This window comes from Virgibacillus litoralis (assembly GCF_017873675.1).
In the GTDB taxonomy this organism is placed as follows: Bacteria; Bacillota; Bacilli; order Bacillales; family Amphibacillaceae; genus Lentibacillus; species Lentibacillus litoralis.
Genome location: NZ_JAGGKK010000014.1, coordinates 58,722 through 81,043, shown reverse-complemented (window position 1 = coordinate 81,043; position 22,322 = coordinate 58,722). Strand labels below are relative to the sequence as shown.

Below are 22,322 nucleotides of genomic sequence, written 5' to 3'. Positions count from 1 at the left end.
CGTTTGGGCGAGCAGCAACTTCATTTTCTTTCCTCATTCTTGAATAACGCACACACAACAAATAAGGTAGATATCTTAAAAAAATATCAAGTTGAGAACGCGGATATTCTGCGTGGTGTTTTTTGTTCTGGCTGTGGTTCCCTGCCAATGACTCGCAAAAAAGCTAAATGGATTTGCCATCATTGTGGAGCTGCGTCCAAGAATGCTCACCTGGAAGCGATGCGGCACTACAGTTTGCTAATAGGTAACACAATAAATAATCGACAGGCACGAGATTTTTTGCAAGTCAATGGTATTCAAATCGCTCATAGACTACTGGTGAAAGAACAATTTAAACAGATTGGAAATACTAGCGGTAGAAGGTATATATTAAGATTTTAAGTCAAAATAGATAAACATCGACATCAAATAGATAAACATCGACAACTAATCGATAAAGACCGTCATTTCGGATCGGCAGCTAAAATAAGGGCCCTTATTCTATCAACTTATGTTAAAATCTACCATAAGGGGAGGGGTTTCATGACAGCTGAGGCTATAAAAGGTATGAGGAAGAAGCAATTTTTCTTTTTAAATGTAACGTTATTAATCAGTATGACTGTTTATGTAGTTATTATAAATTACACTGGATTGAATATGTCCTACATACTGTTTACGCTCGGGGCTTTCTTAATCGTTCAGCTTGTTTCTAATATCTTAAAAAAGGATTTAACGAAGTCTTGGGTGCCGATTATTGAGCAGGTTAATAGGTATGAAAAAGAGATTATGGGCAAGGAGTGGAAAAAGCAGAATAAAACTGCACACGTAATCAACCTTGTTGTGGGCTGCATGATCATGATTCAGGCCTATTTCATGCACGACATTAATAGTCAGCATCCCATAAGCAAAGGGTTCTTTGTTTTTCTTATCATTTTTTTATTGCTTACTATTAATACTACAATGCTTATACATACATCAAAAGTTGATAATTCGAATAACACATCTGATTTTAAGGGCTACACATGGAAATTCAACTTAATTGGATTCGTGGCTGCAATGGTTATTTCTGTTGTAATTTCTATACTTGCGATTTCGTTTGTTTTATCAAGGATTTAACGAGGAGGAGAATAATGGAAGATGCATCAATCAAACTAACTAATCTGGCTAAATCATACAGAAGACAGGAAGCTGTGCATAATTTGAATGTGGACGTAAAACAAGGCGAGTTGTTCGGATTTCTAGGTCCAAACGGTGCCGGGAAAACGACAACAATAAAGATGCTTACTGGACTTTTGGAGCCAACAAGTGGTTCCGCCCATATAAATGACGTTGATATTTGGAGAAATCCAATTGAGGCAAAGAAGAAAATTGCCTATGTACCGGACCAGCCGAACTTGTATCCGAAATTGACCGGCTGGGATTATCTTGAGTTTATTGCGTCTGTCTTCCAGGTTCCACAGGAAAAGTTTCAATCAAAAGCAAAAGAACTGCTGCAAATTTTCAGTTTAACGGAGCAAGCGAATGATCTAATCGAAAGCTACTCGCATGGGATGAAACAAAAGATTGCGATTTGCGGGGCACTAGTTCATGAGCCAGAAGTACTGTTTCTTGATGAGCCAACAGTGGGCCTGGATCCTAAGAGTGCGCGCAGCCTGAAAAACCTGCTTCGTGAACTGTGTGATAATGGTATGACGGCTTTTGTCTCGACTCATATCCTTGAAATTGCTGAGCAAATGTGTGATCGTGTGGGAATTATTTTGGATGGGAAAATTATTGCACTCGGCACGATGGATGAACTAAGAAGCAGTGGCGGTAATTCAGATCAAAGCCTCGAGGACATCTTTCTTGAATTAACTGGCAGCGAGGATCAGCAAGCATTGATCAGTGAAATTACCGATCAAGGTGATCCAAAATGATTAAAGTCCTTTTAAATAATCAACGGAAAATTCTCGTCAACACGTTCCGCACACAGCCTAAGAAAAATTACATAAATTATTTTTTCACACTTGCTGTTCTTACAGTACTATTATATTTTTTATCCAAAGGGGTTTGGGCTGTAGGAGAGTCCATCTCGGAGCCAGTATTAAATGGAATTTTATCATATGGGTTCTTAATGATTATTGGAATTATAATCCTGCTCGGCTTGCCACAAGTTTTTAAACACCTGTATTCGGCAACGGATTTGGGATTTCTTTTTACATTACCCATCCCAACAAGACATATTTTTTGGGTGAAATATCTGCAAAGTTTTATTGGAATTCCACTATTGACTTTCGTCTTTTTTGTTGTGCCAATGTTTATTTACGGTATTCTAACCGGGGCAAGTCTGCTGTATTATCCAGTTATGATTTTGGTGATAATTTCGTTAAACATTATCGGGCTCTCACTTGCCTACTTATTTAATTTAGTTCTAATTCAGGTTGTTCCAGCAAGCAAGGCTAATGAATTCATGACAATAATGAGTGTGTTGTCAGGAATTTTTGTGTACCTAATGTTCATGATCCCCAATTTGGCAAATGATCGGCCGTTAACAGAGGTGCTGTTATCCGGATTACCATTATTCCCAGATTGGGTACCGGTCAGCTGGGCCAGTGCTGCTGTCATAAATGTTGCAAATGGTTCAATGGATTTCTTATTACCATTTGCGATGTTACTGCTGCTTGCCGTTTTTAGCGTTGTTCTAACTTCGTCTCTAGTTGAAAAAGGATTCCGAACGGGCTGGATTCGATTAAGTGAAGGTGGCGGTAAAAAGAAGAAGAAGTCAGCGATTAAAAAATCAGGGCCCAAATTGCATCATCCAGTGATTGCCGTTGGAAAAAAAGAGTGGTTCGCAATTAAACGTGATATGCGTGAATGGCTAGTATTTTTACCGCTTATATTCTTTTTCATATTTGGAATTGCTGGATTTATGACAGGTGGTGCAAGTTTAAGTGATTTACGAGGACCAAACAAAATTTCATGGCCAATCGCTCAGGCTGCCTTCCTCTTTATTTTCGCAATTTTTAATGGCCAACTTGCTGCTTCATCTATTGCACGGGAGGCTTCATCACTATGGATATTGCGTGTGTTGCCTTTATCAGGGAAAAATATAGCAATTGGAAAACTTTGGATCAGCTGGCTGATACCTTTCGTATTACTAACAATAATTGAAGTTGCAGTCGGAGTTTTTCTCGGATGGACCGTGATGCAGTTTGTAAGTGGAATTATAATAAAAGCCACCATAACTGTTGGTATCAGCGCAATTGGATTATGGCTTGGAACAATTGGAGCAAAATACAATCCAGCTAATCCACAGAACAGACTTAAATTCGGTACAGCATTTATTTTGTTTATCGCTTCGTATGTCTATCTGTTCTTGGCATTAATACCATACGTTTTATTGATTGTCCCAGTAGATGCAATTGGATTTTTACAGGATGTAATTCAGAACACAGACGGATTTATTGGTGTAATAGCTAATCTTGTTTTGACATTATTAACCTGGAAAGATTCAAGTCCATTATTAGTAGGGATAGTTGGTGTTGTAATGATACTAGCTATTTCAATCGGCGTTGCTTATATGTTTACAATTGCAAGTGCCCGGAAATTTAATAAGGGAATTGAAATTGAAATGGTTCAGGAAACAAATACCAAATCGCTGTTTAAAAATAAGAAATCCGGCAGTCTTTATTAGGAGGTAAATTTGTGCACTGGATTGGAATGTTGAATATTTTAATGATATTGGTTGAGTCGTTTAATGCTATTAATGCAAACAAAAAATCGGCATTAAGATATATGCATGCCATGTTTGCTCTTATGTTTTTAACTTTTTCCGCCGCAGCATTTATGAGTAATATGTGGATTGGTGTCTTTGCTGTTTTATTTGGATTTATTGGAATTTTTATGAAATCTGAGAAAAAAGAAGCATAATCTAAAACATTAAAATGTAATGAAGAAAACCATCAACTTATATGTAGTTTGGTGGTTTTTTCTATTATTCTAAAGGAGGAAAGAATTAGGAAAGGGGCAACTAACTGAGGGGGGAGGTGGTTTATTTTTCAATCACGTGAATTGTGAAAATTTTGTGTTATGATAAAATTTACAAGGAGGACTGATGATGGGAATAATTATGTCAATAATACTTTATGCGCTAACACTTTACATAGCATACCTTGTCATTACCGTAGCGGTCAGGCACGGTATCGATAGTTCAGAAGTTGGTAAAGCTCTACAAGAAAAACACGGGATACAGGAAGAGAAATTTTATCCGAAGAATGATCTGGATAAGGAGTAGCATGACTTATAAAGCTAAAACACAATATATATCAGGAACTATTCTGTTTTTGATGGCCCTTACTTTTACCGCATTCAATATTTATTATTTGTTCTTCTTAATTTTGATATTTTTATTGATCTTTATGAGCTTTGAATTAACTATTGATGACGAAAAAATAACATATAAAACATATATCTTCGCTGTACCTATTTATAAAAAAGAGGTAGCTCCAGTACGGATTACTGAGCTCAAACTAAAGCGCATTAGCTGGGCAAAGAAATGCGCAGTTATAAAAGTGATAAAAGGTTTGAATATTAGAGTAATTAGCTTTCAACCTGAGACCATTTATCAGGATCTAATTCGTTATGCTAAAGACAATGATGTTAAAGTTATCAAAACAAAGGACTATAAGATCTTGGAGAAAATGCACTAATCAGAAACCGCGAACAGGAGGCTATAATTCTATGAAAATAAGAAAAGCAACCCAACAGGACGCACCACATATAGCCAAGGTACATGTTGATAGCTGGCGTTCTACATACAGAAATATCGTCCCTGATACTTATTTGGAAAAATTGGATTATGATCATCGCACTAAGTTATGGGAACGAAACATGACTTATAACAGTGTGTTCGTAGCGGAAAACAATGTTGGCGAAATTGTTGGGTTTTCGACTGGTGGTAAGGAGAGAGAAGGGAAATACGAAGGCTATGACGGGGAACTCTATGCTATCTATATCTTTGAGGAATACCAGGGTAAAGGTATTGGAAAATTGCTTGTGCAGCCAGTTGCAGAAGAACTGCTGCAAGCGGGTATGAGCACCATGCTAGTATGGGTTTTAGAAGACAATGGTGCAAAATATTTTTATGAAGCCTTGGGTGGCAAAAAACTGGGACATGCAGAATTAGAAATTGATGGAGAAAAACTTAAAGAAACAGCATACGGGTGGGCTGATCTCAGACGACTTGTGAAGAGGGATAAAATGAATTTCAAGGAATTTGGTACGATATTATTTGTCGAACAATACGAATCGTGTATCAACTTTTATAAAAATGTTCTTCAACTAAAGGTAATTTTCGAAAAAGAGAACTTAGTATCATTTAATGTTTCTGATGGTTACCTCATGGTCGAAAGAGGCGGATTCAGTTCTGAAAATGAAAAAAGCAGAAAGCAAAATCCGGTTGTACTAAGGTTTGATGTGAACGACTTGGACGAAGCAGTTTCGACATTGGAAATGCATGGAGTTGTTTTCTTAAATAAGCGTCTTGAATTTGATTGGGGAGTTATTGCAGTATTCCTGGACCCGGATGGAAACAGAATAGAATTGGGACAAATAAAGGAGCGATAGGATGGAGTTCAATGATTTTTCAGCAGCGCAAGTTAGAATTGCACGGCCAACAGACAAATTTGATGAAGTAATTGATTTTTATGAGAAAGGTCTTGGCTTAGAACGATTAACCGACTTTGCGAATCCAGACGGATATACAGGTGTCATATTAGGATTGCCAAATGCAGGTTATCATCTTGAATTCACTAAACATGCTGATGGAAGCCCTTGTCCTGCACCAACAGAAGATAATTTGTTAGTCTTCTATATTCCGGAGAAAAGTAAGATTGATCATGTAGCGAACCGATTACATAGTATGGGTTATCCTGATGTCCCTCCAGAAAATGATTATTGGAAGGAAAAAGGAGTAACGATTGAAGACCCGGACGGTTGGCGAATTGTTTTAATGAATACGAACGGTATTTAAACTATGCGTGATGGAGCGGATCATCATGGAAATTCAAAAATTAAAATCTAGTGAAACGGCACCTATGAATTTACTTCTTTTAGCGGATCCATCTGAAGATCTTATCCAGGTGTATCTAGATCAGGGACAGTGTTATGTAGCAAAAATTGATAATAGATTGATAGGAGTATATATACTTCTGCCAATCAATTCGAACAGAGTTGAAATTAAAAATATTGCGGTTGAAGAGAGTGAACAAGGGAAAGGTGTCGGCAAACAATTAGTAACACACGCTATAGAAAACGCACGGTTTCAAGGATTTACCCATATTGAGGTTGGGACCGGTAACTCGAGTATAAATCAGTTGGCCCTTTATCAGAAATGCGGTTTCAGGATTACTGGAATTGAAAAGGATTTTTTTACAAAAAATTATGATGAAGAAATTATCGAGAATGGGATTAGATGCACGGATATGATCCGATTAGAGATTAGCTTGAAGAAATAGGAGGATTTTACAATGCCGTTTTATGTTCGAGGCGCAATTGTCTTGGGAATTTTGTTCTTTATGTTTATTTTTACTGAGAGCTTCAATCTAACAGGTATACTTCCGATTTTTGAATGGGTTACCAGGTATATTTTACCGTGGATTGCATTGTACTGGTTTATTGAGTTTGTGAAAATTAAAAGGGTGAAAACGTAAATAATGGATTATGTTAAAGAGTTAAGAGAATTAGTTGGGCATAGACCACTAATATTGCCAGGGGCAGTTGTATTAGTTTTAAATGAGAAAAATGAATTATTATTGCAGCATAGATCAGATGGTGGCTGGGGATTGCCAGGCGGCCTTATGGAATTGGGAGAAAGCATGGAAGAAACTGCGCGAAGAGAGGTTAAAGAAGAGACCAATTTGACTATTGGCAGTCTAAAGCTATTAGGTATTTTTTCTGGTGAAGAATACTATTTAAAAGTTGCTAATGGCGATGAATTTTACTCGGTAACTGCAGTCTATACAACGGATGAGGTTCAAGGTGATATTAAAATAGATAGAACAGAATCTGTAGATGTTCAGTTTTTTCAACTACACCATCTTCCAAATGATTTACTTGATATATACCGCAGTTTCATTACACCTTATATGGACATTTTAACTATGGATTACTAAGAGGATGAAATAGAGTAAGGTTTGCAACAGGTATTCGAACAAATGATGACAATCATACAAATAATAGCTTGCTTTGGGAATGCAGTGGCATTAATGAGTATGAAGAAGAATAAATATGAGAAGGAGACAAAGGAATGCTTGACTATACGATTTGTTTCATAAAAAGAGGAGACGAGATTCTATTACTAAACAGAGAGTCTCCTGCGTGGATGGGGATGTGGAATGGAGTAGGTGGAAAGGTAGAAGATAATGAAACTGCCCTTGATGGCATCCTGCGCGAGATAAACGAAGAAACAGGTATAAATGAACCAAAAAATATTATGTACAAAGGTAATGTTTGTTGGGAAAAAGATGGCAAGGATCTTGGTGGTATGTATGTCTTCATTGCAGAGCTTCCAGAATCATATAATTATACCACACCGAAGAGCACTGACGAAGGAACATTGGATTGGAAAAAACTTTCATGGGTACTGCATGATGAAAATCTTGGTGTGATCGAAAACATAAAATATTTTTTACCGAAAATGCTTGATGAGCAGAATACATATAGTTATCGATTTGTATATAAAGATACGGAAATCATTGATGTCATATCGGAACCATTAGAACAATATGTGAAATAGTATGGAAATGTCTTCCTTTTGTTCGGCAAAAATAAATAAGGAGCGAGTACAATGTTTACATTAATCTTCTACGGGTTTGTCCTGATTACATTGATAGCAATAGTTTTGGCTATTAAAGGCGAGCCTAAAATGTATTGGGTTGCTGCCTTATGCACTTATATTTTCAGTTTTTTGGGTGGTTTTTCAATCGGTCAGCTAACAGTCGGATTGACATTCGTATTTATCGTTTTGGCTATGGCGTATTCATTTAACTTGGTAAAAAGTGGTCTTCACTATGTTGCATTTCTTGTCATTGGATTCGTAACCGGCGTGATAATGGTAGTCTATGTTGACGATGCTTGGCTATTTTTTCCGTTTAGTATATTAAGTTAACTCGATAAACTTGTTTGTTTGATTTCCTCTATTAAAAGGAATACTACCTGTGAATGATAACTTAATGGAGGAATTGAAAATGGGAAAACTTATAAGAAGATTGATAAAATATGGGCCAATTATTTATCCAATGGTTAAAAAATTTATGAACAAGCGGAAAAATAAGAGTTATAGTCGTTGAAATCCAAAGGGCTGCCTTCCATTGAGGCGGCTTTTTTAATGAAAGTTAATCTCTATGTTATTCTGTAATTTAGAGAATATAGATTAAATATGGTTCCAATAATCATATTTATTGTACGTAAGGGGTTTAAGAGATGATATTAGAACACGATAAAGGCTTGCTTCTCATGCGTCATGATAGTTTGGGGGAGCGTAATTGGAGAAGTGATGAATGCTATAAGCTGATTTTTTCACCATATGGAAAAGGACTGTACCAAACAAGTCAGCGTGATATATCAATTGATGCTGGTAATTCTTTAATTTTAAACCCAGGCCAGCAGCATAAACAGCTTCATGTCACCAAAGAGAAGTTTCTGGTAGAGGTTGAGCAATCCTTGTTACAAGAAGTCGCGGAACAGTTAGGTTTTAAACTAACTGATCCAGAATTCGCATTAATACCTTCTATAAACCCGCAAATCGAAAACTGGATATCCTTTATTCGTGAATACATAACTGTTTCATCCAATGAATTATTTATTGAAAACAGTCTTACCCAACTTGCCATACTTATGATGCAAAATAGTCCTGGTTCACACTCTAATGATTTACCGGTAGTGTCTGGTAAACTAGAGAATGTAACCAATGCTTTAAAGGAAAGCTATGATGAGAACTGGACACTTGCTGAAATGGCAAAGCTGTCTGGGATAAATAAATATCAGTTCGCACATATGTTTAAAAACCAAACAGGCTTATCGCCATATTCGTGGCTCCAATTGTACCGTCTGATTAAGAGTCAGCAACTTCTTATTCAAACGGGAGAATCGATTCTGACAATTGCTTTCAAAGTCGGATTCAAAAATATCTCTTCCTATAATAATTTATTTAAGAAAGTTTATGGGAGAACGCCAACTGAGTTTCGTATGTTTTATCGTAATAGTATGTAGTACTGCAATGCTTACTATTAAGATTATCATGCCATTTCCAATCATTAGCCATTGAATCGAAACAAAGGATACAAGTACCCCATAAAACAGGAGTGAGATGGTATTTGCCAGGTAAAGCAGGAATGCATTAGAACTGAATGCACGCCCAAGTTTATTTTCAGGAACAAGTGACTGAATCAGGTATACTCTGGCAAGACTGGAAATCGGCAACCCAATGCCCACGAGGATTGCACCGATAAAGAAATGTTCAATCTGATAAAATACACCGTAATATGTGATGCCAGCTCCCCAGACAACTGCTCCTGTCAAATAGATTTTCATCGTCATTTTTTTAATGAAGTATGGAATTGTAATGTTTGTTAAAATAACAGTTCCGCCAAATACTCCTTGGAGAATAGCGTACAATTCCTCACTTTTACCACTCATTTCTGATAGTGCAAGCAAGAGCCCAACTTCCCATACCCACGTGTTAAAGAATACGATTAGAAACGTAATAGTAAATAGTTGTCTAATTGTGATGCTTCGTTTAGCCCAAGTGAAGAATTCCGCTATAGCAAGGAAAATACCTTTGACAGACTTGTTCACTTCTTTTTTAACTTCCGTGAAATGTACGTGGAGCAGGCAAATGACACTGATAAAATAGGTTAGCGCATCGATAATGAAAAAATAAATAGTACCATATGTTAACAGCCAAACTGAAATGACTGGACTTAGAACCGTAACACCACGGCTCAGGGTATCGTTTAAACTGTTCGTTAGCGAGCGTTCCTCAGGCTCAGTGATAATTGGCAAAATAGCCCGGTGTGTCGGATTGAAAAAGCAGCCGATTGTTTGAATGGCAAAGCTAACAATGAGTAAGTAATAATAATCCAATAGATTGAATTGATGTAATAGAAATACCGAAAAGATAAGTGGGATACGTAATAGGTCAAGCGTAATTAATAGTTTTTTCTTCGGCAGCCAATCAGCAATCACTCCTCCAATTAAGCCAAATAAAAGATATGGTGCTGTTTCTGCGATTGCCATTGCCGTAGTAAAAATCGTTGACTCAGTAATCTCATACGCGATAAAAAGAAACGCCATACCGGATAACACATCACCCAAACGAGATACCCCGCCACCAATTAGATAGTACCGAATATTTTTGTTTTGCAGCAGTTCTGTATACATGTTTTTCACCTCTACTAGTACTTTATCAACAGCAGAGGAACACGTCTTATTACATTTTGCTAAAAAAACAAACAATATTCTACTATGATAATCGTTTCCAAAAGCAAAAAAGTGGCATCAATTTTAAAAATTAATGCCACTCTTTATGGCTGGTATTCGATAGTACTATAAAGGAACTCATATATTTTGGGAAATTGCTGGAACCGTGTAATCAATCATCAGCGCTTCCTGCTGTTTCAGAATGCTGAAGCCGTTATAATCCCAAATCCTCAATTTGTTTCTTAAGCTTTGTGATATTATCGATGGTCTTATAAATTTCGGATTGCTTCAGCTGTTCGATTGTTACCTCGCCGTCCTGTAAAATCTTGTTCGTAGCATCAAGCAGCACTTGGCTCTTGTTTTCTAATTCTTTATGAATATCTTCGGCCATTGATGGAGGTTCTATTTCCATAAAGTCCTTAACCGTCCCCTTTAATGATTCCAATCTGGACTTAAGTTCTTGCCCTTCAAGATTAGGTGCTTCTTCTGCAAAAGTGCTTAGCTCATTTATATACTCGGTTGTTTCCGTTGCATAGTTCAACGAATCATTTGCTTCCTGGAGAAAAGAACATCCGCTAAGTATTAAGGTTGTTACCATGATTAGCGAAATAATTAATTTTTTCATATAACTCTCCTTTCAATTATTCTGCCAATAACATAACATGGAATATATGTTATGTCTTGTTATTGGAGTTGGACACTATTGAAGATAAATCATCTACTGTTTTCTGTTTCAGATTTGAATCGGTCGATAAAATTTTACGAACAGGTTTTCAACGCAAAACTCTTAGTAAAAGGGGAAAATACAGCCTACTTTGATCTGGATGGATTATGGCTGGCATTGAATGTTGAAGCAGACATTCCGCGTAACGAAATACATGAATCCTATACACATATAGCGTTCTCGATTGAGGAAAATGAGTTTGATAAAATGTATGCAAAGCTGGAGCGGCTTAACGTAAATATTTTATCGGGCCGTCCAAGAGACGAGCGGGACAAGAAGTCTATTTATTTTACCGACCCAGATGGGCACAAGTTCGAGTTTCATACAGGAACTTTGAAGGACAGAATCGATTATTATAGACAGGAAAAATCGCACATGGAATTTTTTGATTAGAGCAAAAGGAAAGAGGTCACAACATGCAATTATTTATAAAAAATATGAACGAAGAACGGGCAATCGCAGCACTTAATTGGAGATATGCTGAACCGTATGATCTTTATAACAATGAGTTGACTAATGACACTTTGCAGGAATTTTTGGGAGGATCATATCACGCAATAGTTGATCAGAGTAACGAATTATTTGGTTATTTTTGTATAGGTGAATCAGCTCAAGTACCGCCAGGCAGGAAATTTGGTGCATATGATGAAGATATGCTGGATGTAGGGTTTGGGATGAAGCCCAGTCATACTGGGCAAGGGAACGGCTTTGAGTTTTGCTCATTTATTTTTTCATACATTCAGGATAACTATAACGATTCACATTATCGGTTAACAGTAGCAACATTTAACGAACGAGCTATTCATCTTTATGAAAAGCTGGGATTTGTAAAACGAACAGAATTTGACACTGACACGACAAGCTTTATAACGATGGTGAGGGAGGCTTAATTGAGATCAAGATTATTGCTAAGCAACTATCATTAAGGGTGATGCATTATGAAAACAATTGCCGGAGTAAATTTCACAAAAATTACCGAACAACAACAGACTGCAGCCAAAGACATAATTCTAGAAGGATTCAAGGAACATTTTGGTTTTATAGATCACACAATGAATCCTGATCTGAACAGCATCTATAGACACTATAACAAAAACGGCAATGCCTTTTATGTAGGAAAAATCGAGGACTGGATTATTTGCACTGGGGCAATAACAAAAGAAAGTAAGTCGATAGCAAGAATTGAACGAATGTCCGTAAAAAAGGAATACCGACGACAAGGAATCGCCCGAAAAATGCTGTTCCATCTGGAAAGACAGGCTGAGAAAATGGGCTATTCAAAAATAGTTATGGAAACCAACAAGGAATGGCCAAGCGCTATTAATTTATATAAAACGAATGGATATACTCCGTTTAGACGAGATAATCAGCGGATTCATATGCTGAAGCAATTATGAAGTTAACCCAATCATTAAAAAAATAACTTTACAATATACCCCAACTTTGATAATCTATTTTTTAACTAAATCGGAAAAACGCGTTGATGAGAAGAGTAGATATGTTTCATTTTTTAAAGAGAGCTCCAGTCGCTGAAAAGGAGCAGGAATGACCATGTTGAAGCAAGGCTCTGAGTATTACATTGGAACCAAAAGGGGATAGTGTGACAGGTGCTCCTGTTATAGGGCTAGGGTATACGTATGTTCATACCGTACCTGATAAGTTTGATATGGTGACATATTGATAAACTGGGGTGGCACCGCGATGCGCGTTAACTCGTCCTCAAGATTAATTTCTTGAGGGCGAGTTTTTTATTTGGCAGTTAAGAAAGTATTCCTTTCTTACTGCATATGTGCAACTAAGGCTTATCTATATTAAGGATTGGCGATAAGCCAAGTTTCTAAGCAAAGGAGTGAGGACTGATGAAATTGGAGAAATGGAAATATACCGCGATCCTATTATTCGGTATAGGTGTATCCAATATAGGAGAATGGATTTTCTTAATCGCATTAAATTTAATAGTACTCGATATGACAGGATCCCCGTTAGCTGTGGCTGCACTATATATTCTAAAACCAGTGGCAACAATCTGCACAAATAGCTGGTCTGGCAGTTTAATAGACCGTCTTAACAAAAGAAACCTGATGATATTTTTGGATATCTTTCGGGCCGTGGTTATCGCCGTACTACCTGCATTTTCAACGATTTGGCTCATTTATTTTTGTGTGTTTTTTATCAATATGGCTAGTTCCATATTTGAGCCAACATCAATGACATATATAACAAAATTGATTCCAATTGAACAGCGGAAACGGTTCAATTCGCTGCGCAGCCTGATTGATTCAGGAGGTTTCCTCATTGGTCCAGCGATAGCCGGTCTGTTGTTTATCATTGGAACTCCCTACTTCGCCATTTCTATCAATGCAATTGCGTTATTCTTGTCAGGTCTTATCACATTGCTCATGCCTGACCTTGAAAAGAATAGAATGATTCATCAGGAGAAGTTTTCTATGAAAGTACTAAAAAAAGACTGGCGTGCTGTGTTGCACTTCAGTCGTCGGAATGTCTCGGTGATGATTATTTACTTTCTGTTTAGCAGCATGATGGTGATGGCTACGGCGATAGATTCACTCGAGGCAGCATTTGCGAAAGAGGTTCTGGGCTTAACGGATGGAAAATACGGATTTCTTGTGAGTATTGCGGGAGCAGGAATTGTTGTGGGAGCAATAATAAACGCCATTTCTGTAAAGAAAATTTCAGTTGCGTTGTTAATTGGAGCAGGATCATTGTTTGTTTCCATTGGTTATATTATCTATGCGTTCTCCGGTGGTTTTCTCGTAGCAGCTGTAGGATTCTTTATCCTTTCCTTTTCACTGGCATTTGCCAATACAGGCTTCTACACATTTTATCAAGACAATATTCCAGTCGAAGTCATGGGTAGAATTGGCAGTGTTTACGGGCTTGCCGAAGCAATATTAATTATCGTGATGACTTCAGTAATGGGTGTTGCAGCGCAATTGATCTCGATTCAGGTTGTTGTGATTGCTGGGGCATTTATTATGTTGGTAGTGACAGGACTTTTGTTTATTTATAATTTAGTCTCTTTTCGTAGTTATACTGCTTTTAATCTTCGCAATTGAACTGCGAAGTATTGTCGAAAAATACTCAACCGGGTCTCATAACCCCGATGAGTGACCGTTTCACGCAATATGAACAGCGTTTGAGTTCTCATAACCCAGATGAAGACAAGTTTTAAACAATTTAATCAGCTTTCACCGCTCTCATAACCTTGATGAGTGAGCCCATGTCTAGTAAGACTGCGAAAGTTCTAGCTCTGAGCAGATGTTGCATTGGTACCGGAGTGGTGCAAAAGAAAATCTTCACTACGTCGCTTTTATATCAACTGAGCTTGGAAAAAGCACAATCTTTTAAAATACAGCCATAATTAAAACCAATCAACCGGATATGTTCCCTAAATAATAGATATTAAGTTTACAAGGTATTCTGAATATTTGTGTTAAACTATACCTAGAATTTGTGATAGTAATAAGAAGGTGGTTTTTATAATGGGAAAATTTCATTCTGTGATAATTGGCCATGGGAAACCTTTAATTTTTCTTCCTGCATTAGGATTTTCGGGAAATGAGGGTTTGAATATAGCGGAATCATTGGCTAAAAGTTATGAATGCCATTTGTTGGATCTACCAGGATTAGGTAAAAGTGATGGGTTAAAAGGCAACATATCAATGCCAAAAATCGCTTCCTGGGTAAAACAGTACGCTGACCAAAACAAGTTAGAGGATGTTACTCTTATCGGACATTCAATGGGAGGCGGCATTGCAATGTGTTTTGCTGCTGTTTATCCAGAGTATGTAAACAGAATAGTATTGTTAGATCAAGGACACCTAAAATTACCCAGATTTCCGACAAGTGAATTAGGCCTTTCCGGCTATTTAATTCCAGTTATCAGTCTAATGGAAAGAATACTTGGAGACAAACTAATTAAACGGATTAAGAAGTTTTTTGTTTCGGATGATGATAATAATTCATCAGCAAAAACAAATGAAAAACAACTAAAGGAATTTTGTGAAAGATTTAAACTCGAAGAATCGGACTACATAAATAAAGCCTTGATGGAACAAGTACCTTTTAATGGTGAAGGTCTACGTCTTATGTTCGGTTATTATCGTCTAAATTTGCCCAAAATACTCCAGAAAATTAGCCAACCGTGTCTTTTAATATATGCATCCTTTAAAGATATTGATGAAGAAAGAGCACGTATGACAGATAATGAAGTTAACAAAATTAACCAAACTAGTAATCTAAAGCTATTCAAAATAGACAGCCATCATTACTTACATTGGGCAGATGAAAAATGTTTAAATGAGATAAGAGAATTTTTACGTTATCCTCAAAACGAGATACTAGAGGGTTAAATAATTTTGCAAACAAAGACGCTTATTGGAGAGTGGGGAAAAATGATTAAGGCTGTCTTATTTGATTTAGACGGGACTCTGCTAAATCGAGATGAATCAGTAAAAATGTTTGTTGATAAGCAATACGAACGGTTACATAAATGGTTAAGCCATGTACCAAAAGACAAATACATAGCAAGATTTATAGAGCTTGATAATCAAGGATACGTTTGGAAAGATACCGTATATCAACAGTTAGTTGATGAATTTAATATTACAGGAATAACGTGGGAAGACTTACTCCAGGATTATATCAGCGAGTTCAAAAACAGCTGTATCCCTTTCCCTAATCTCATTAATATGTTAGAAAAATTGAGAAACAGCTATCTTACTCTCGGCATGATTACAAATGGCAAAGGGCAATTTCAAATGGATAATATGAGGGCATTGGGTATTGAAAACTACTTTGAAACTATTCTTATTTCCGAATGGGAAGGCACGAAAAAGCCTGATCCCAAAATTTTCAATAAAGCCCTGGATAAGCTTAATGTTTCATCCACTGAAGCTATATTTATTGGTGACCATCCAGAGAAAGATGTAATAGCTGCCCGCAATGCAGGCATCAAAGGTATTTGGAAAATAGATAATCGAGGGTCTGATATTGAAGCGGACTATAAGGTTGATGATTTGGAGGAAATACCTTTAATTATACGTGAATTAAATAACAATAGTTTATCCGATTTAGCCAGTAAAGTGTTGAAATAAACCATAATGTTATTGCTTATCCCAGTTCCAAGTTAACCAAATCATAAAGAAATTAAGTCTATTAAGCTAATGATCAAAAAATTTTTAGGAAAGGTGTTCATAATGAGTTATAAATGGCTAGAATGGGCAAAGAAAATTCAATCAATCTCCCAATCAGGGCTATCGTTTTCAAACGATATGTACGATATTGAAAGATATGAAGAACTGAGAAAGATTAGTGCTGAGATAATGGAGCAATATACTAATTTGGAAATGGAAAAAATAGCTGGGTTGTTCACAAATGAAACAGGTTATCAAACCCCTAAAGCAGATGTGCGTGGGGCTGTTTTTAATGACGATAAAATTTTAATGGTACGGGAAAAGATTGATGATAAATGGTCATTACCGGGGGGGTTTTGTGATATTGGGTTATCACCTTCTGAAAATATTATTAAAGAGGTGGAAGAGGAGTCAGGTTATAATGTCATCGCCAAAAAATTAGTTGCACTGTTAGATATGAATAAACATTCTCATCCACCTCAACCTTATCATTATTACAAAATATTTATTCAATGCGAACTAATCGGAGGGCAAGCAGAAACGGGAATAGAAACGAAAGATGTACAATTTTTTTCTGAAAACAATCTCCCTAAACTTTCAACTGGGAGAAATACAGAAAACCAGATAAAAATGCTTTTTGATTTTTATAGAAATCCTAGTAAATTATCAATAGTTGATTAACTTCTCTATATTCCTTAGGAGAATGAACTTTATATAATTAAATAGAAAAGTGGGAATGGATATGATATTACATACTGACGTTTTTGGTGATGGAGAACCTATTGTATTTCTTCATACGGGTTTGCAGACAGGTTTAATAGATTTTGAGTACCAGAAAGAATATTTTAAGGATAAATATAAAATCATTCTTCCTGATTTGAGGGGTCACGGCAAATCAATTGAAAACGACTTTTCCAATTTTTTCTGTGATTCAGCTTCAGATGTTGCTGAGACACTCAACGATCTGGGTGTGAAATCTGCACATATTGTGGGTTGCTCATTAGGTGGTTTAGTTGGTTTATTCTTTGCAAAAAAATATCCGAATAAGGTGAGGAGTTTGACGATTTCTGGTGTTCTGGCGGAAAAACCAGATAACTGGCTCGAAATGCATAAACAAGATGCAGAACATCAGGCTCAATTATTATTAGATGACGATACGGTAAATTACTTTGACAATCTACATAGTTCTGATTGGAAGCAGTTTTTGTATATGGCTAAGGATGAAGATTGGTATCCATTTCAGCAGACAAAAGATTTGAATGGTATTGAATCACCCGTTCTGTATATGGTTGGTGAAGGAAATAAGGGTGAAACAAACAGTGCTATATTATACCAAATAATGAAAGAAGATGTTCATGTATCTATAATTCCGTTTGCATCGCACCTAGTTCATTCCGAACAGCCAGAATTATATACGAAAATATTAGAAATGTTCCTGCACGACACGGATCAGAATATCGAACATGGCATGAGGTGAAGATATGGAAATGATGCTATTTATTATCTTTTATATAGTGGCCATCCCATTATCTATCTTACTTCATGAAGTTGGTCATGCAGTTGGAATTATTGCTTTCACATGCGAAAATGCAAGAGTTTTCCTAGGACCTGCTAACACGAGTAATAAAGAAGTCTTTAAGATTGGTAGAATGCATTTCCATATTACTTTAGCTTTTTTCGGTTATTGTAATTTTTCAAAAGGAGATGTAAAGCAAACGAACTTCCAAAGAGGGATTATTGCGGCAGGTGGTCCAATAATGTCACTCTTTTTATCAATCCTGTTTTATATTTTCTCCATTTACATAACGCAGCCAGAGATTGGGAAGTTTGCTGCCGGTATTTCACTGTTTAACATGTTAAATTTTCTTCTCACGATTATACCAATAAAATATCCTAAATGGTGGGGGCCATACAAGGGTTTTCCTTCTGATGGATACAGAATATATATGGCTGTGAAAAAGTAAAAGACGCACTATGATTGGCACCCCGGATGGTCGTTAAAGAGGATTTTTCGCTTAAGTCATTCCAAGGGCAAATGAATTGTGATAAAATTCAGTTAGATTGTAGTCTAACTCGATAGGCAGGGCATTTAAATGGATTTTCTCACGAAAAAAAAGTTCAGAGGTTGATAGTCTTTAGGATAGGAGGGGGAGCCTTGAAAGTAATCATCTACATAGCATTGTGCCTCTTGTTAGGCATTATGGCAACCTTAGCCTTAACTAATACATTTCCATTCAATTCTGGTGGTATAGGCAACCCCACCGCAAAGGATATTTTAAAAGGGAACCCTGATGCGGATATCCTTAAGTTAGATGGGTTAATCTATTCAAATGTTTCAGATAAGGAATGGCTTGATGATAATCGTTATACCAAAGGAGAAAAGATTGGTGAAATCAAAAAGCAGACTACAGCTACTTGGTGGTTTAGGAACCTTTTTGCAACCAAACTTCCAAAAGGCACTAAAATTTTTATGTCCAATGGTAAGGATTATGGTGAATATCCCCCTTCATTAGTAATAGTAGAAATTAGTGATGAAGAATTAGTATACCAAGCCATGGTGGAGGGATAATTTTAGTGAAAGTTATGGGGGGGATAGAGTGCTTTCAAATGTTTTATGGGGAATATTCTTGGTTATATTTATTTCTTTCATGATTTTTCTCGACAAACGTAAAAAGAAAAGACGTAGTAATAATCCACATCGTGAAAAGACAGAACAGGAAAAAGAAACGGAAATTGCAGTTGAAAAAGAAAGAGGGAGACGCCCATTCGGTGGTGGAGGGGCTATGTAACTAAAAATCGTCTAAGGAGAACTTATGGATATTAGATTATTAGATGCATCAGATGCAAAAAAGTATTGGGATTTAAGATTAGAAGCATTAGAACAAAATCCAGAGGCGTTTGCTACAAGCTATGAAGAGGCTATGAGCAGAGAAAATCCAGTCGAAGGTGTAGCAAAAAACCTATCAAAAGAGGGAAGCTTCACATTTGGAGCATTCCATAATAATGAACTAATTGGTGTTGTTACATTAATGCAGGAAGCGCCGTTAAAACTAAAACATAAAGCAAACATATTAGCAATGTATGTGAGCCCCAGAATGCGTGGGTTAGGTGTTGGTAATGAAATTTTATTAGAAGCAATCAACCACGCAAAATCAATAAAAACAATAGAAAATCTTAATTTAACGGTCGTAACAAAGAACGAAAGTGCAAAGAGGCTATATAGTAAATTAGGCTTCAAAGTCTTCGGCACGGAAAAACACGCACTCATTATCAATGATAATTATTATGATGAAGAGTATCGGGTATTGTACCTAAAACAATAAGCAGGTGCAAAAAAATATGGTAACCAAAAACCTCTCTAATAAAATACACATTATAGGCTCAGTTGGAAGTGGAAAGACGACATTAGCAAAAAAATTAGCAGCTAAATTAGAAGTTCCTTTTTACGAATTGGATAATGTTGTATGGAAAAGACACAAAGCTGGAGACATAAGACGATCTGAAAAAGAAAGAGAAGAATATTTAAATACTTTAATCGATTCTGATGCTTGGATAATTGAAGGTGTTCATAACGAAGAGTGGGTATCGAAAAGTTTTCAAAAAGCAGATACAATTATTTTTTTAGATACAAAATATGCGATCAGGAACTATAGAATTTTGAAGCGGTTTATCTTACAGAAAATTGGCTTAGAAAAATCAAATTATACGCCCACGCTTAAAATATTTTTCAAAATGTTTAAATGGAACAGACGATTTGAAGAAGAAGGAAAGCTCAACTTCTTTGAAAAGTATGGAATGTATTGTAATAAGACAATCGTTGTTACAAATAAAAAACAGCTTGAAGATATATTTTTTTAGGAGGATCTGATAATGGGCTTTATAATAGCAGTTTTAGCTATTCTATCATCAGCAGGTTTTCTAGCAGTTAAGAAAGTATAAATCCTTTCTTACTGCATAAGTGCAACTAAGGCTTTCGCCATTAAGGCTTGGCGATAAGCCAAGTTTACTAATATTTTCTGGGGAAATCAGATTATGATCGAGGTTCCGAGGACAAAGATAATTAATCTGCTTCTATTGGCTGAATTATGGATAAAATAAATCTTAAAGCAAATAAAAAATAATTGGAGGTAATGACTTTGGCAACAATTGAAGATTTTATGGAACTGGATATTCGCATTGGAACTGTAGTGAAAGCATCGCCCTTCCCAGAAGCACGAAAACCGGCAATTAAGTTGGAGGTTGATTTTGGCGAAATAGGCATAAAGCAATCTTCTGCTCAAATCACGCATCGCTATGAACCTGAACAGCTAGTTGGACGTCAAGTAGCAGGAGTAGTGAACTTTCCTCCTATGCGCGTGGCGGGCTTTAAGTCTGAGGTCCTGGTGATAGGCGGTGTTCCGGGTAAAGATGATGTAGTGCTTTTAAGACCAGACGAGCCTGTCGAGAATGGAACACGTGTATCTTAATGAGAAAGGTAGAAGTCACGCCACATAATGATAAGTGGCCATTAATGTTTAATGAAGAAGCGGAAAAATTAAGGGTAATTTTTGGCAAAGAGGTTTTAGAAATTCATCATATTGGCAGCACGTCAATACAGGGACTTGAAGCAAAACCAGTAATTGATATCATGCCAGTTGTTAAAAACATCAGTGATATTGATTCCTGCAACGGATCAATGGAAAGCATCGGATATGAGGCAAAGGGAGAGTATGGAATAGCAGGTCGACGTTATTTTCAGAAGGGTGGAGATAATCGGACACACCATATTCATGTCTTTGAATCAGGGAGTCCACACATTGACCGACATCTGGCATTTAGGGATTATCTACGTGCTCATCAAGACGTGGCGAAAGAGTATGGGACCTTAAAGCGTAAACTTATGGAACAGCATCCCTATGATATGGAGTCCTACATAAATGGAAAAGCAGCGTTTGTCATGGAAACAGAAAGAAGTGCTTTGGCATGGTATAACATGCAATAATTTTATCAGAAAACTTGGCTTATCTCCATCTTTAATATAGATAAGCTTTGTTGCACTTATGCAGTAGAAACTTATTTATACTTTGTATGAAAATACCTCTATAACATGATTTTAGCGGACACAGGAGACGCTATTTCTATATAAAAGTAACTTTCTCTAAGTTAGCCGGACACAGAAGCCCTTATTTTACAAATATCATGGTTATTTGACTGTATTTGTGTGAATTAAGGTCCTTGGTGTCCGCTAACCTCAAATTTGCTATATGAAAAATTAAATAGTGGCTGCGCATTCAGCAGCCATGGTAGTTTCTTAACTGCCGAAAAAAAAGAACCTTTAGCAATTAAAGGTCCTCGAAAAATTAATTTTCCATTATTCGTTGTTTACGCTGATCTTCTTCAGTTAAGAAGGTTAAAAAGGTGTGGAACCCGAATTTGGGTTTAGCCTTAATGTTCTTAACGTATTCATTCTTAGCATAATCATTCATATGCTCACTTTTATTGATTCTCTCAATGATATGTTCCATGCTTATCTGCTGCATTTCTTTTTTAACATGTTTCGATTCTTTATATAATGCAATACCAACTGCCCCCATTAAAGCGTATAACCCTAGATAAAGCATATTGTCCATATTCCATCCGCCTACGATTAATAACAATATCAGATTTGTAAATGAAATTGCCAGTGACGGTATCGCAATTAAAAGGTATCTTGAACTTTTTTTCAACTGTGGCTTAACTATATCGGTAATTGTCTGTATTTCCTTTTCAATAAAGGCAGGCATATTATTCATCATGAAATTATTCATAACCAAACATCTCTCCTAACATTTTGGTTTTTAAGAGAACTTCTTAACTGCTAAAAATAGACCTAACCATCATATATGGTAAGGTCTTGCTAACAACGATTCGTTGGCAACAAAGAGTGACCATTTCACGAATTTTGAATAGAGATCGTGTACTCATAACTCGCGAAATTCTCGAACTCTGTAATGACGACTTTGCTGTTAAAAGTTATTCCCAAGAGT

The 22,322-nt window shown here is 36.5% G+C and carries 32 protein-coding genes and 1 other annotated feature; of the genes, 29 read left to right on the top strand and 3 right to left on the bottom strand.

Annotated elements, in window-relative coordinates; all coding sequences use genetic code 11:
* The first annotated feature begins 522 nt into the window (after positions 1 to 522).
* From J2Z82_RS12900 to J2Z82_RS12830, 14 genes are all read left to right on the top strand, one after another.
* Entirely contained in the window at positions 523 to 1,095 is a 573-nt protein-coding gene (locus J2Z82_RS12900; protein ID WP_209481198.1) for a hypothetical protein, read from the top strand.
* Positions 1,096 to 1,109: 14 nt separating this feature from the next.
* A complete protein-coding gene (locus tag J2Z82_RS12895) occupies positions 1,110 to 1,895 on the top strand; it encodes an ABC transporter ATP-binding protein (RefSeq protein ID WP_209481197.1) in 786 nt (261 codons plus the stop codon).
* Positions 1,892 to 3,652 carry a putative ABC transporter permease subunit gene (locus J2Z82_RS12890; RefSeq protein ID WP_209481196.1) on the top strand — a complete coding sequence of 587 codons (1,761 nt, stop codon included), beginning with the start codon at positions 1,892 to 1,894 and terminating at the stop codon, positions 3,650 to 3,652. Before J2Z82_RS12895 ends, J2Z82_RS12890 begins: the two co-directional genes overlap by 4 nt.
* A gap of 11 nt (positions 3,653 to 3,663) precedes the next feature.
* Positions 3,664 to 3,888 (top strand): hypothetical protein, encoded by a 225-nt coding sequence (locus J2Z82_RS12885; RefSeq protein WP_209481195.1) that lies wholly within the window; start codon positions 3,664 to 3,666, stop codon positions 3,886 to 3,888.
* A 187-nt stretch (positions 3,889 to 4,075) separates the two neighbouring features.
* Positions 4,076 to 4,252, top strand: coding sequence for a hypothetical protein (locus tag J2Z82_RS12880; RefSeq protein ID WP_209481194.1), 177 nt, complete (start codon positions 4,076 to 4,078; stop codon positions 4,250 to 4,252).
* Position 4,253: 1 nt separating this feature from the next.
* The gene (locus tag J2Z82_RS12875) at positions 4,254 to 4,667 is read left to right on the top strand and encodes a diguanylate cyclase (RefSeq protein ID WP_209481193.1); all 414 of its coding nucleotides are present in this window, start codon (positions 4,254 to 4,256) and stop codon (positions 4,665 to 4,667) included.
* Positions 4,668 to 4,698: 31 nt separating this feature from the next.
* Positions 4,699 to 5,583, top strand: coding sequence for a GNAT family N-acetyltransferase (locus J2Z82_RS19705; RefSeq protein ID WP_342453636.1), 885 nt, complete (start codon positions 4,699 to 4,701; stop codon positions 5,581 to 5,583).
* Between the two features lies 1 nt (position 5,584).
* Positions 5,585 to 5,989: a VOC family protein gene (locus J2Z82_RS12860; RefSeq protein ID WP_209481192.1), complete on the top strand. Its 405-nt coding sequence runs from the start codon at positions 5,585 to 5,587 to the stop codon at positions 5,987 to 5,989.
* 25 nt (positions 5,990 to 6,014) lie between these two features.
* Entirely contained in the window at positions 6,015 to 6,473 is a 459-nt protein-coding gene (locus J2Z82_RS12855; RefSeq protein ID WP_209481191.1) for a GNAT family N-acetyltransferase, read from the top strand.
* A gap of 12 nt (positions 6,474 to 6,485) precedes the next feature.
* A complete protein-coding gene (locus J2Z82_RS12850; RefSeq protein WP_209481190.1) occupies positions 6,486 to 6,668 on the top strand; it encodes a hypothetical protein in 183 nt (60 codons plus the stop codon).
* A gap of 3 nt (positions 6,669 to 6,671) precedes the next feature.
* Positions 6,672 to 7,130 (top strand): NUDIX hydrolase, encoded by a 459-nt coding sequence (locus tag J2Z82_RS12845; RefSeq protein ID WP_209481189.1) that lies wholly within the window; start codon positions 6,672 to 6,674, stop codon positions 7,128 to 7,130.
* Positions 7,131 to 7,264: 134 nt separating this feature from the next.
* Entirely contained in the window at positions 7,265 to 7,753 is a 489-nt protein-coding gene (locus J2Z82_RS12840) for an NUDIX hydrolase (protein ID WP_209481188.1), read from the top strand.
* A gap of 51 nt (positions 7,754 to 7,804) precedes the next feature.
* Entirely contained in the window at positions 7,805 to 8,125 is a 321-nt protein-coding gene (locus J2Z82_RS12835; RefSeq protein ID WP_209481187.1) for a hypothetical protein, read from the top strand.
* Positions 8,126 to 8,439: 314 nt separating this feature from the next.
* Entirely contained in the window at positions 8,440 to 9,228 is a 789-nt protein-coding gene (locus J2Z82_RS12830) for an AraC family transcriptional regulator (RefSeq protein WP_209481186.1), read from the top strand.
* Here J2Z82_RS12830 and J2Z82_RS12825 read toward each other — a convergent pair.
* Both J2Z82_RS12825 and J2Z82_RS12820 read right to left on the bottom strand, forming a co-directional pair.
* Positions 9,163 to 10,398, bottom strand: a complete 1,236-nt coding sequence (locus J2Z82_RS12825) for an MFS transporter (RefSeq protein WP_209481185.1) — start codon at positions 10,396 to 10,398, stop codon at positions 9,163 to 9,165. The two genes, J2Z82_RS12830 and J2Z82_RS12825, sit on opposite strands and share 66 nt — an antisense overlap.
* Positions 10,399 to 10,651: 253 nt before the next feature.
* The gene (locus tag J2Z82_RS12820) at positions 10,652 to 11,062 is read right to left on the bottom strand and encodes a DUF6376 family protein (protein ID WP_209481184.1); all 411 of its coding nucleotides are present in this window, start codon (positions 11,060 to 11,062) and stop codon (positions 10,652 to 10,654) included.
* A gap of 51 nt (positions 11,063 to 11,113) precedes the next feature.
* On the opposite strand from J2Z82_RS12820, the gene fosM reads away from it, so the two are divergent.
* From fosM to J2Z82_RS12745, 15 genes are all read left to right on the top strand, one after another.
* The gene (gene fosM, locus J2Z82_RS12815; RefSeq protein ID WP_209481183.1) at positions 11,114 to 11,554 is read left to right on the top strand and encodes a FosM family fosfomycin resistance protein; all 441 of its coding nucleotides are present in this window, start codon (positions 11,114 to 11,116) and stop codon (positions 11,552 to 11,554) included.
* 23 nt (positions 11,555 to 11,577) lie between these two features.
* Positions 11,578 to 12,051, top strand: coding sequence for a GNAT family N-acetyltransferase (locus tag J2Z82_RS12810; RefSeq protein ID WP_209481182.1), 474 nt, complete (start codon positions 11,578 to 11,580; stop codon positions 12,049 to 12,051).
* Positions 12,052 to 12,099: 48 nt separating this feature from the next.
* Entirely contained in the window at positions 12,100 to 12,558 is a 459-nt protein-coding gene (locus tag J2Z82_RS12805; RefSeq protein ID WP_209481181.1) for a GNAT family N-acetyltransferase, read from the top strand.
* A 74-nt stretch (positions 12,559 to 12,632) separates the two neighbouring features.
* Positions 12,633 to 12,885 (top strand) — a binding site (T-box leader).
* A gap of 135 nt (positions 12,886 to 13,020) precedes the next feature.
* Positions 13,021 to 14,238 (top strand): MFS transporter, encoded by a 1,218-nt coding sequence (locus tag J2Z82_RS12800; RefSeq protein WP_209481180.1) that lies wholly within the window; start codon positions 13,021 to 13,023, stop codon positions 14,236 to 14,238.
* Positions 14,239 to 14,664: 426 nt separating this feature from the next.
* Complete coding sequence (locus tag J2Z82_RS12795; RefSeq protein WP_209481179.1) at positions 14,665 to 15,534, top strand: alpha/beta hydrolase; 870 nt, start codon at positions 14,665 to 14,667, stop codon at positions 15,532 to 15,534.
* A 42-nt stretch (positions 15,535 to 15,576) separates the two neighbouring features.
* A complete protein-coding gene (locus J2Z82_RS12790) occupies positions 15,577 to 16,278 on the top strand; it encodes an HAD family hydrolase (RefSeq protein ID WP_209481237.1) in 702 nt (233 codons plus the stop codon).
* Positions 16,279 to 16,380: 102 nt separating this feature from the next.
* A complete protein-coding gene (locus J2Z82_RS12785; RefSeq protein ID WP_209481178.1) occupies positions 16,381 to 16,998 on the top strand; it encodes an NUDIX hydrolase in 618 nt (205 codons plus the stop codon).
* A 61-nt stretch (positions 16,999 to 17,059) separates the two neighbouring features.
* Positions 17,060 to 17,794, top strand: a complete 735-nt coding sequence (locus tag J2Z82_RS12780) for an alpha/beta fold hydrolase (protein ID WP_209481177.1) — start codon at positions 17,060 to 17,062, stop codon at positions 17,792 to 17,794.
* Between the two features lie 4 nt (positions 17,795 to 17,798).
* The gene (locus J2Z82_RS12775; RefSeq protein WP_209481176.1) at positions 17,799 to 18,281 is read left to right on the top strand and encodes a site-2 protease family protein; all 483 of its coding nucleotides are present in this window, start codon (positions 17,799 to 17,801) and stop codon (positions 18,279 to 18,281) included.
* Between the two features lie 191 nt (positions 18,282 to 18,472).
* A complete protein-coding gene (locus J2Z82_RS12770; RefSeq protein WP_209481175.1) occupies positions 18,473 to 18,886 on the top strand; it encodes a hypothetical protein in 414 nt (137 codons plus the stop codon).
* A 28-nt stretch (positions 18,887 to 18,914) separates the two neighbouring features.
* Positions 18,915 to 19,106 (top strand): hypothetical protein, encoded by a 192-nt coding sequence (locus J2Z82_RS12765; RefSeq protein ID WP_209481174.1) that lies wholly within the window; start codon positions 18,915 to 18,917, stop codon positions 19,104 to 19,106.
* Positions 19,107 to 19,130: 24 nt separating this feature from the next.
* Complete coding sequence (locus tag J2Z82_RS12760) at positions 19,131 to 19,640, top strand: GNAT family N-acetyltransferase (RefSeq protein WP_209481173.1); 510 nt, start codon at positions 19,131 to 19,133, stop codon at positions 19,638 to 19,640.
* Between the two features lie 16 nt (positions 19,641 to 19,656).
* Positions 19,657 to 20,175, top strand: a complete 519-nt coding sequence (locus tag J2Z82_RS12755; protein WP_209481172.1) for a shikimate kinase — start codon at positions 19,657 to 19,659, stop codon at positions 20,173 to 20,175.
* A 278-nt stretch (positions 20,176 to 20,453) separates the two neighbouring features.
* A complete protein-coding gene (gene csaA / locus J2Z82_RS12750) occupies positions 20,454 to 20,783 on the top strand; it encodes a chaperone CsaA (RefSeq protein WP_209481236.1) in 330 nt (109 codons plus the stop codon).
* Entirely contained in the window at positions 20,783 to 21,298 is a 516-nt protein-coding gene (locus J2Z82_RS12745) for a GrpB family protein (protein WP_209481171.1), read from the top strand. Before csaA ends, J2Z82_RS12745 begins: the two co-directional genes overlap by 1 nt.
* Positions 21,299 to 21,656: 358 nt before the next feature.
* Here the strand turns inward: J2Z82_RS12745 and J2Z82_RS12740 are convergent, their stop codons facing one another.
* Entirely contained in the window at positions 21,657 to 22,103 is a 447-nt protein-coding gene (locus J2Z82_RS12740) for a DUF5392 family protein (RefSeq protein ID WP_209481170.1), read from the bottom strand.
* Positions 22,104 to 22,322 lie beyond the last annotated feature (219 nt).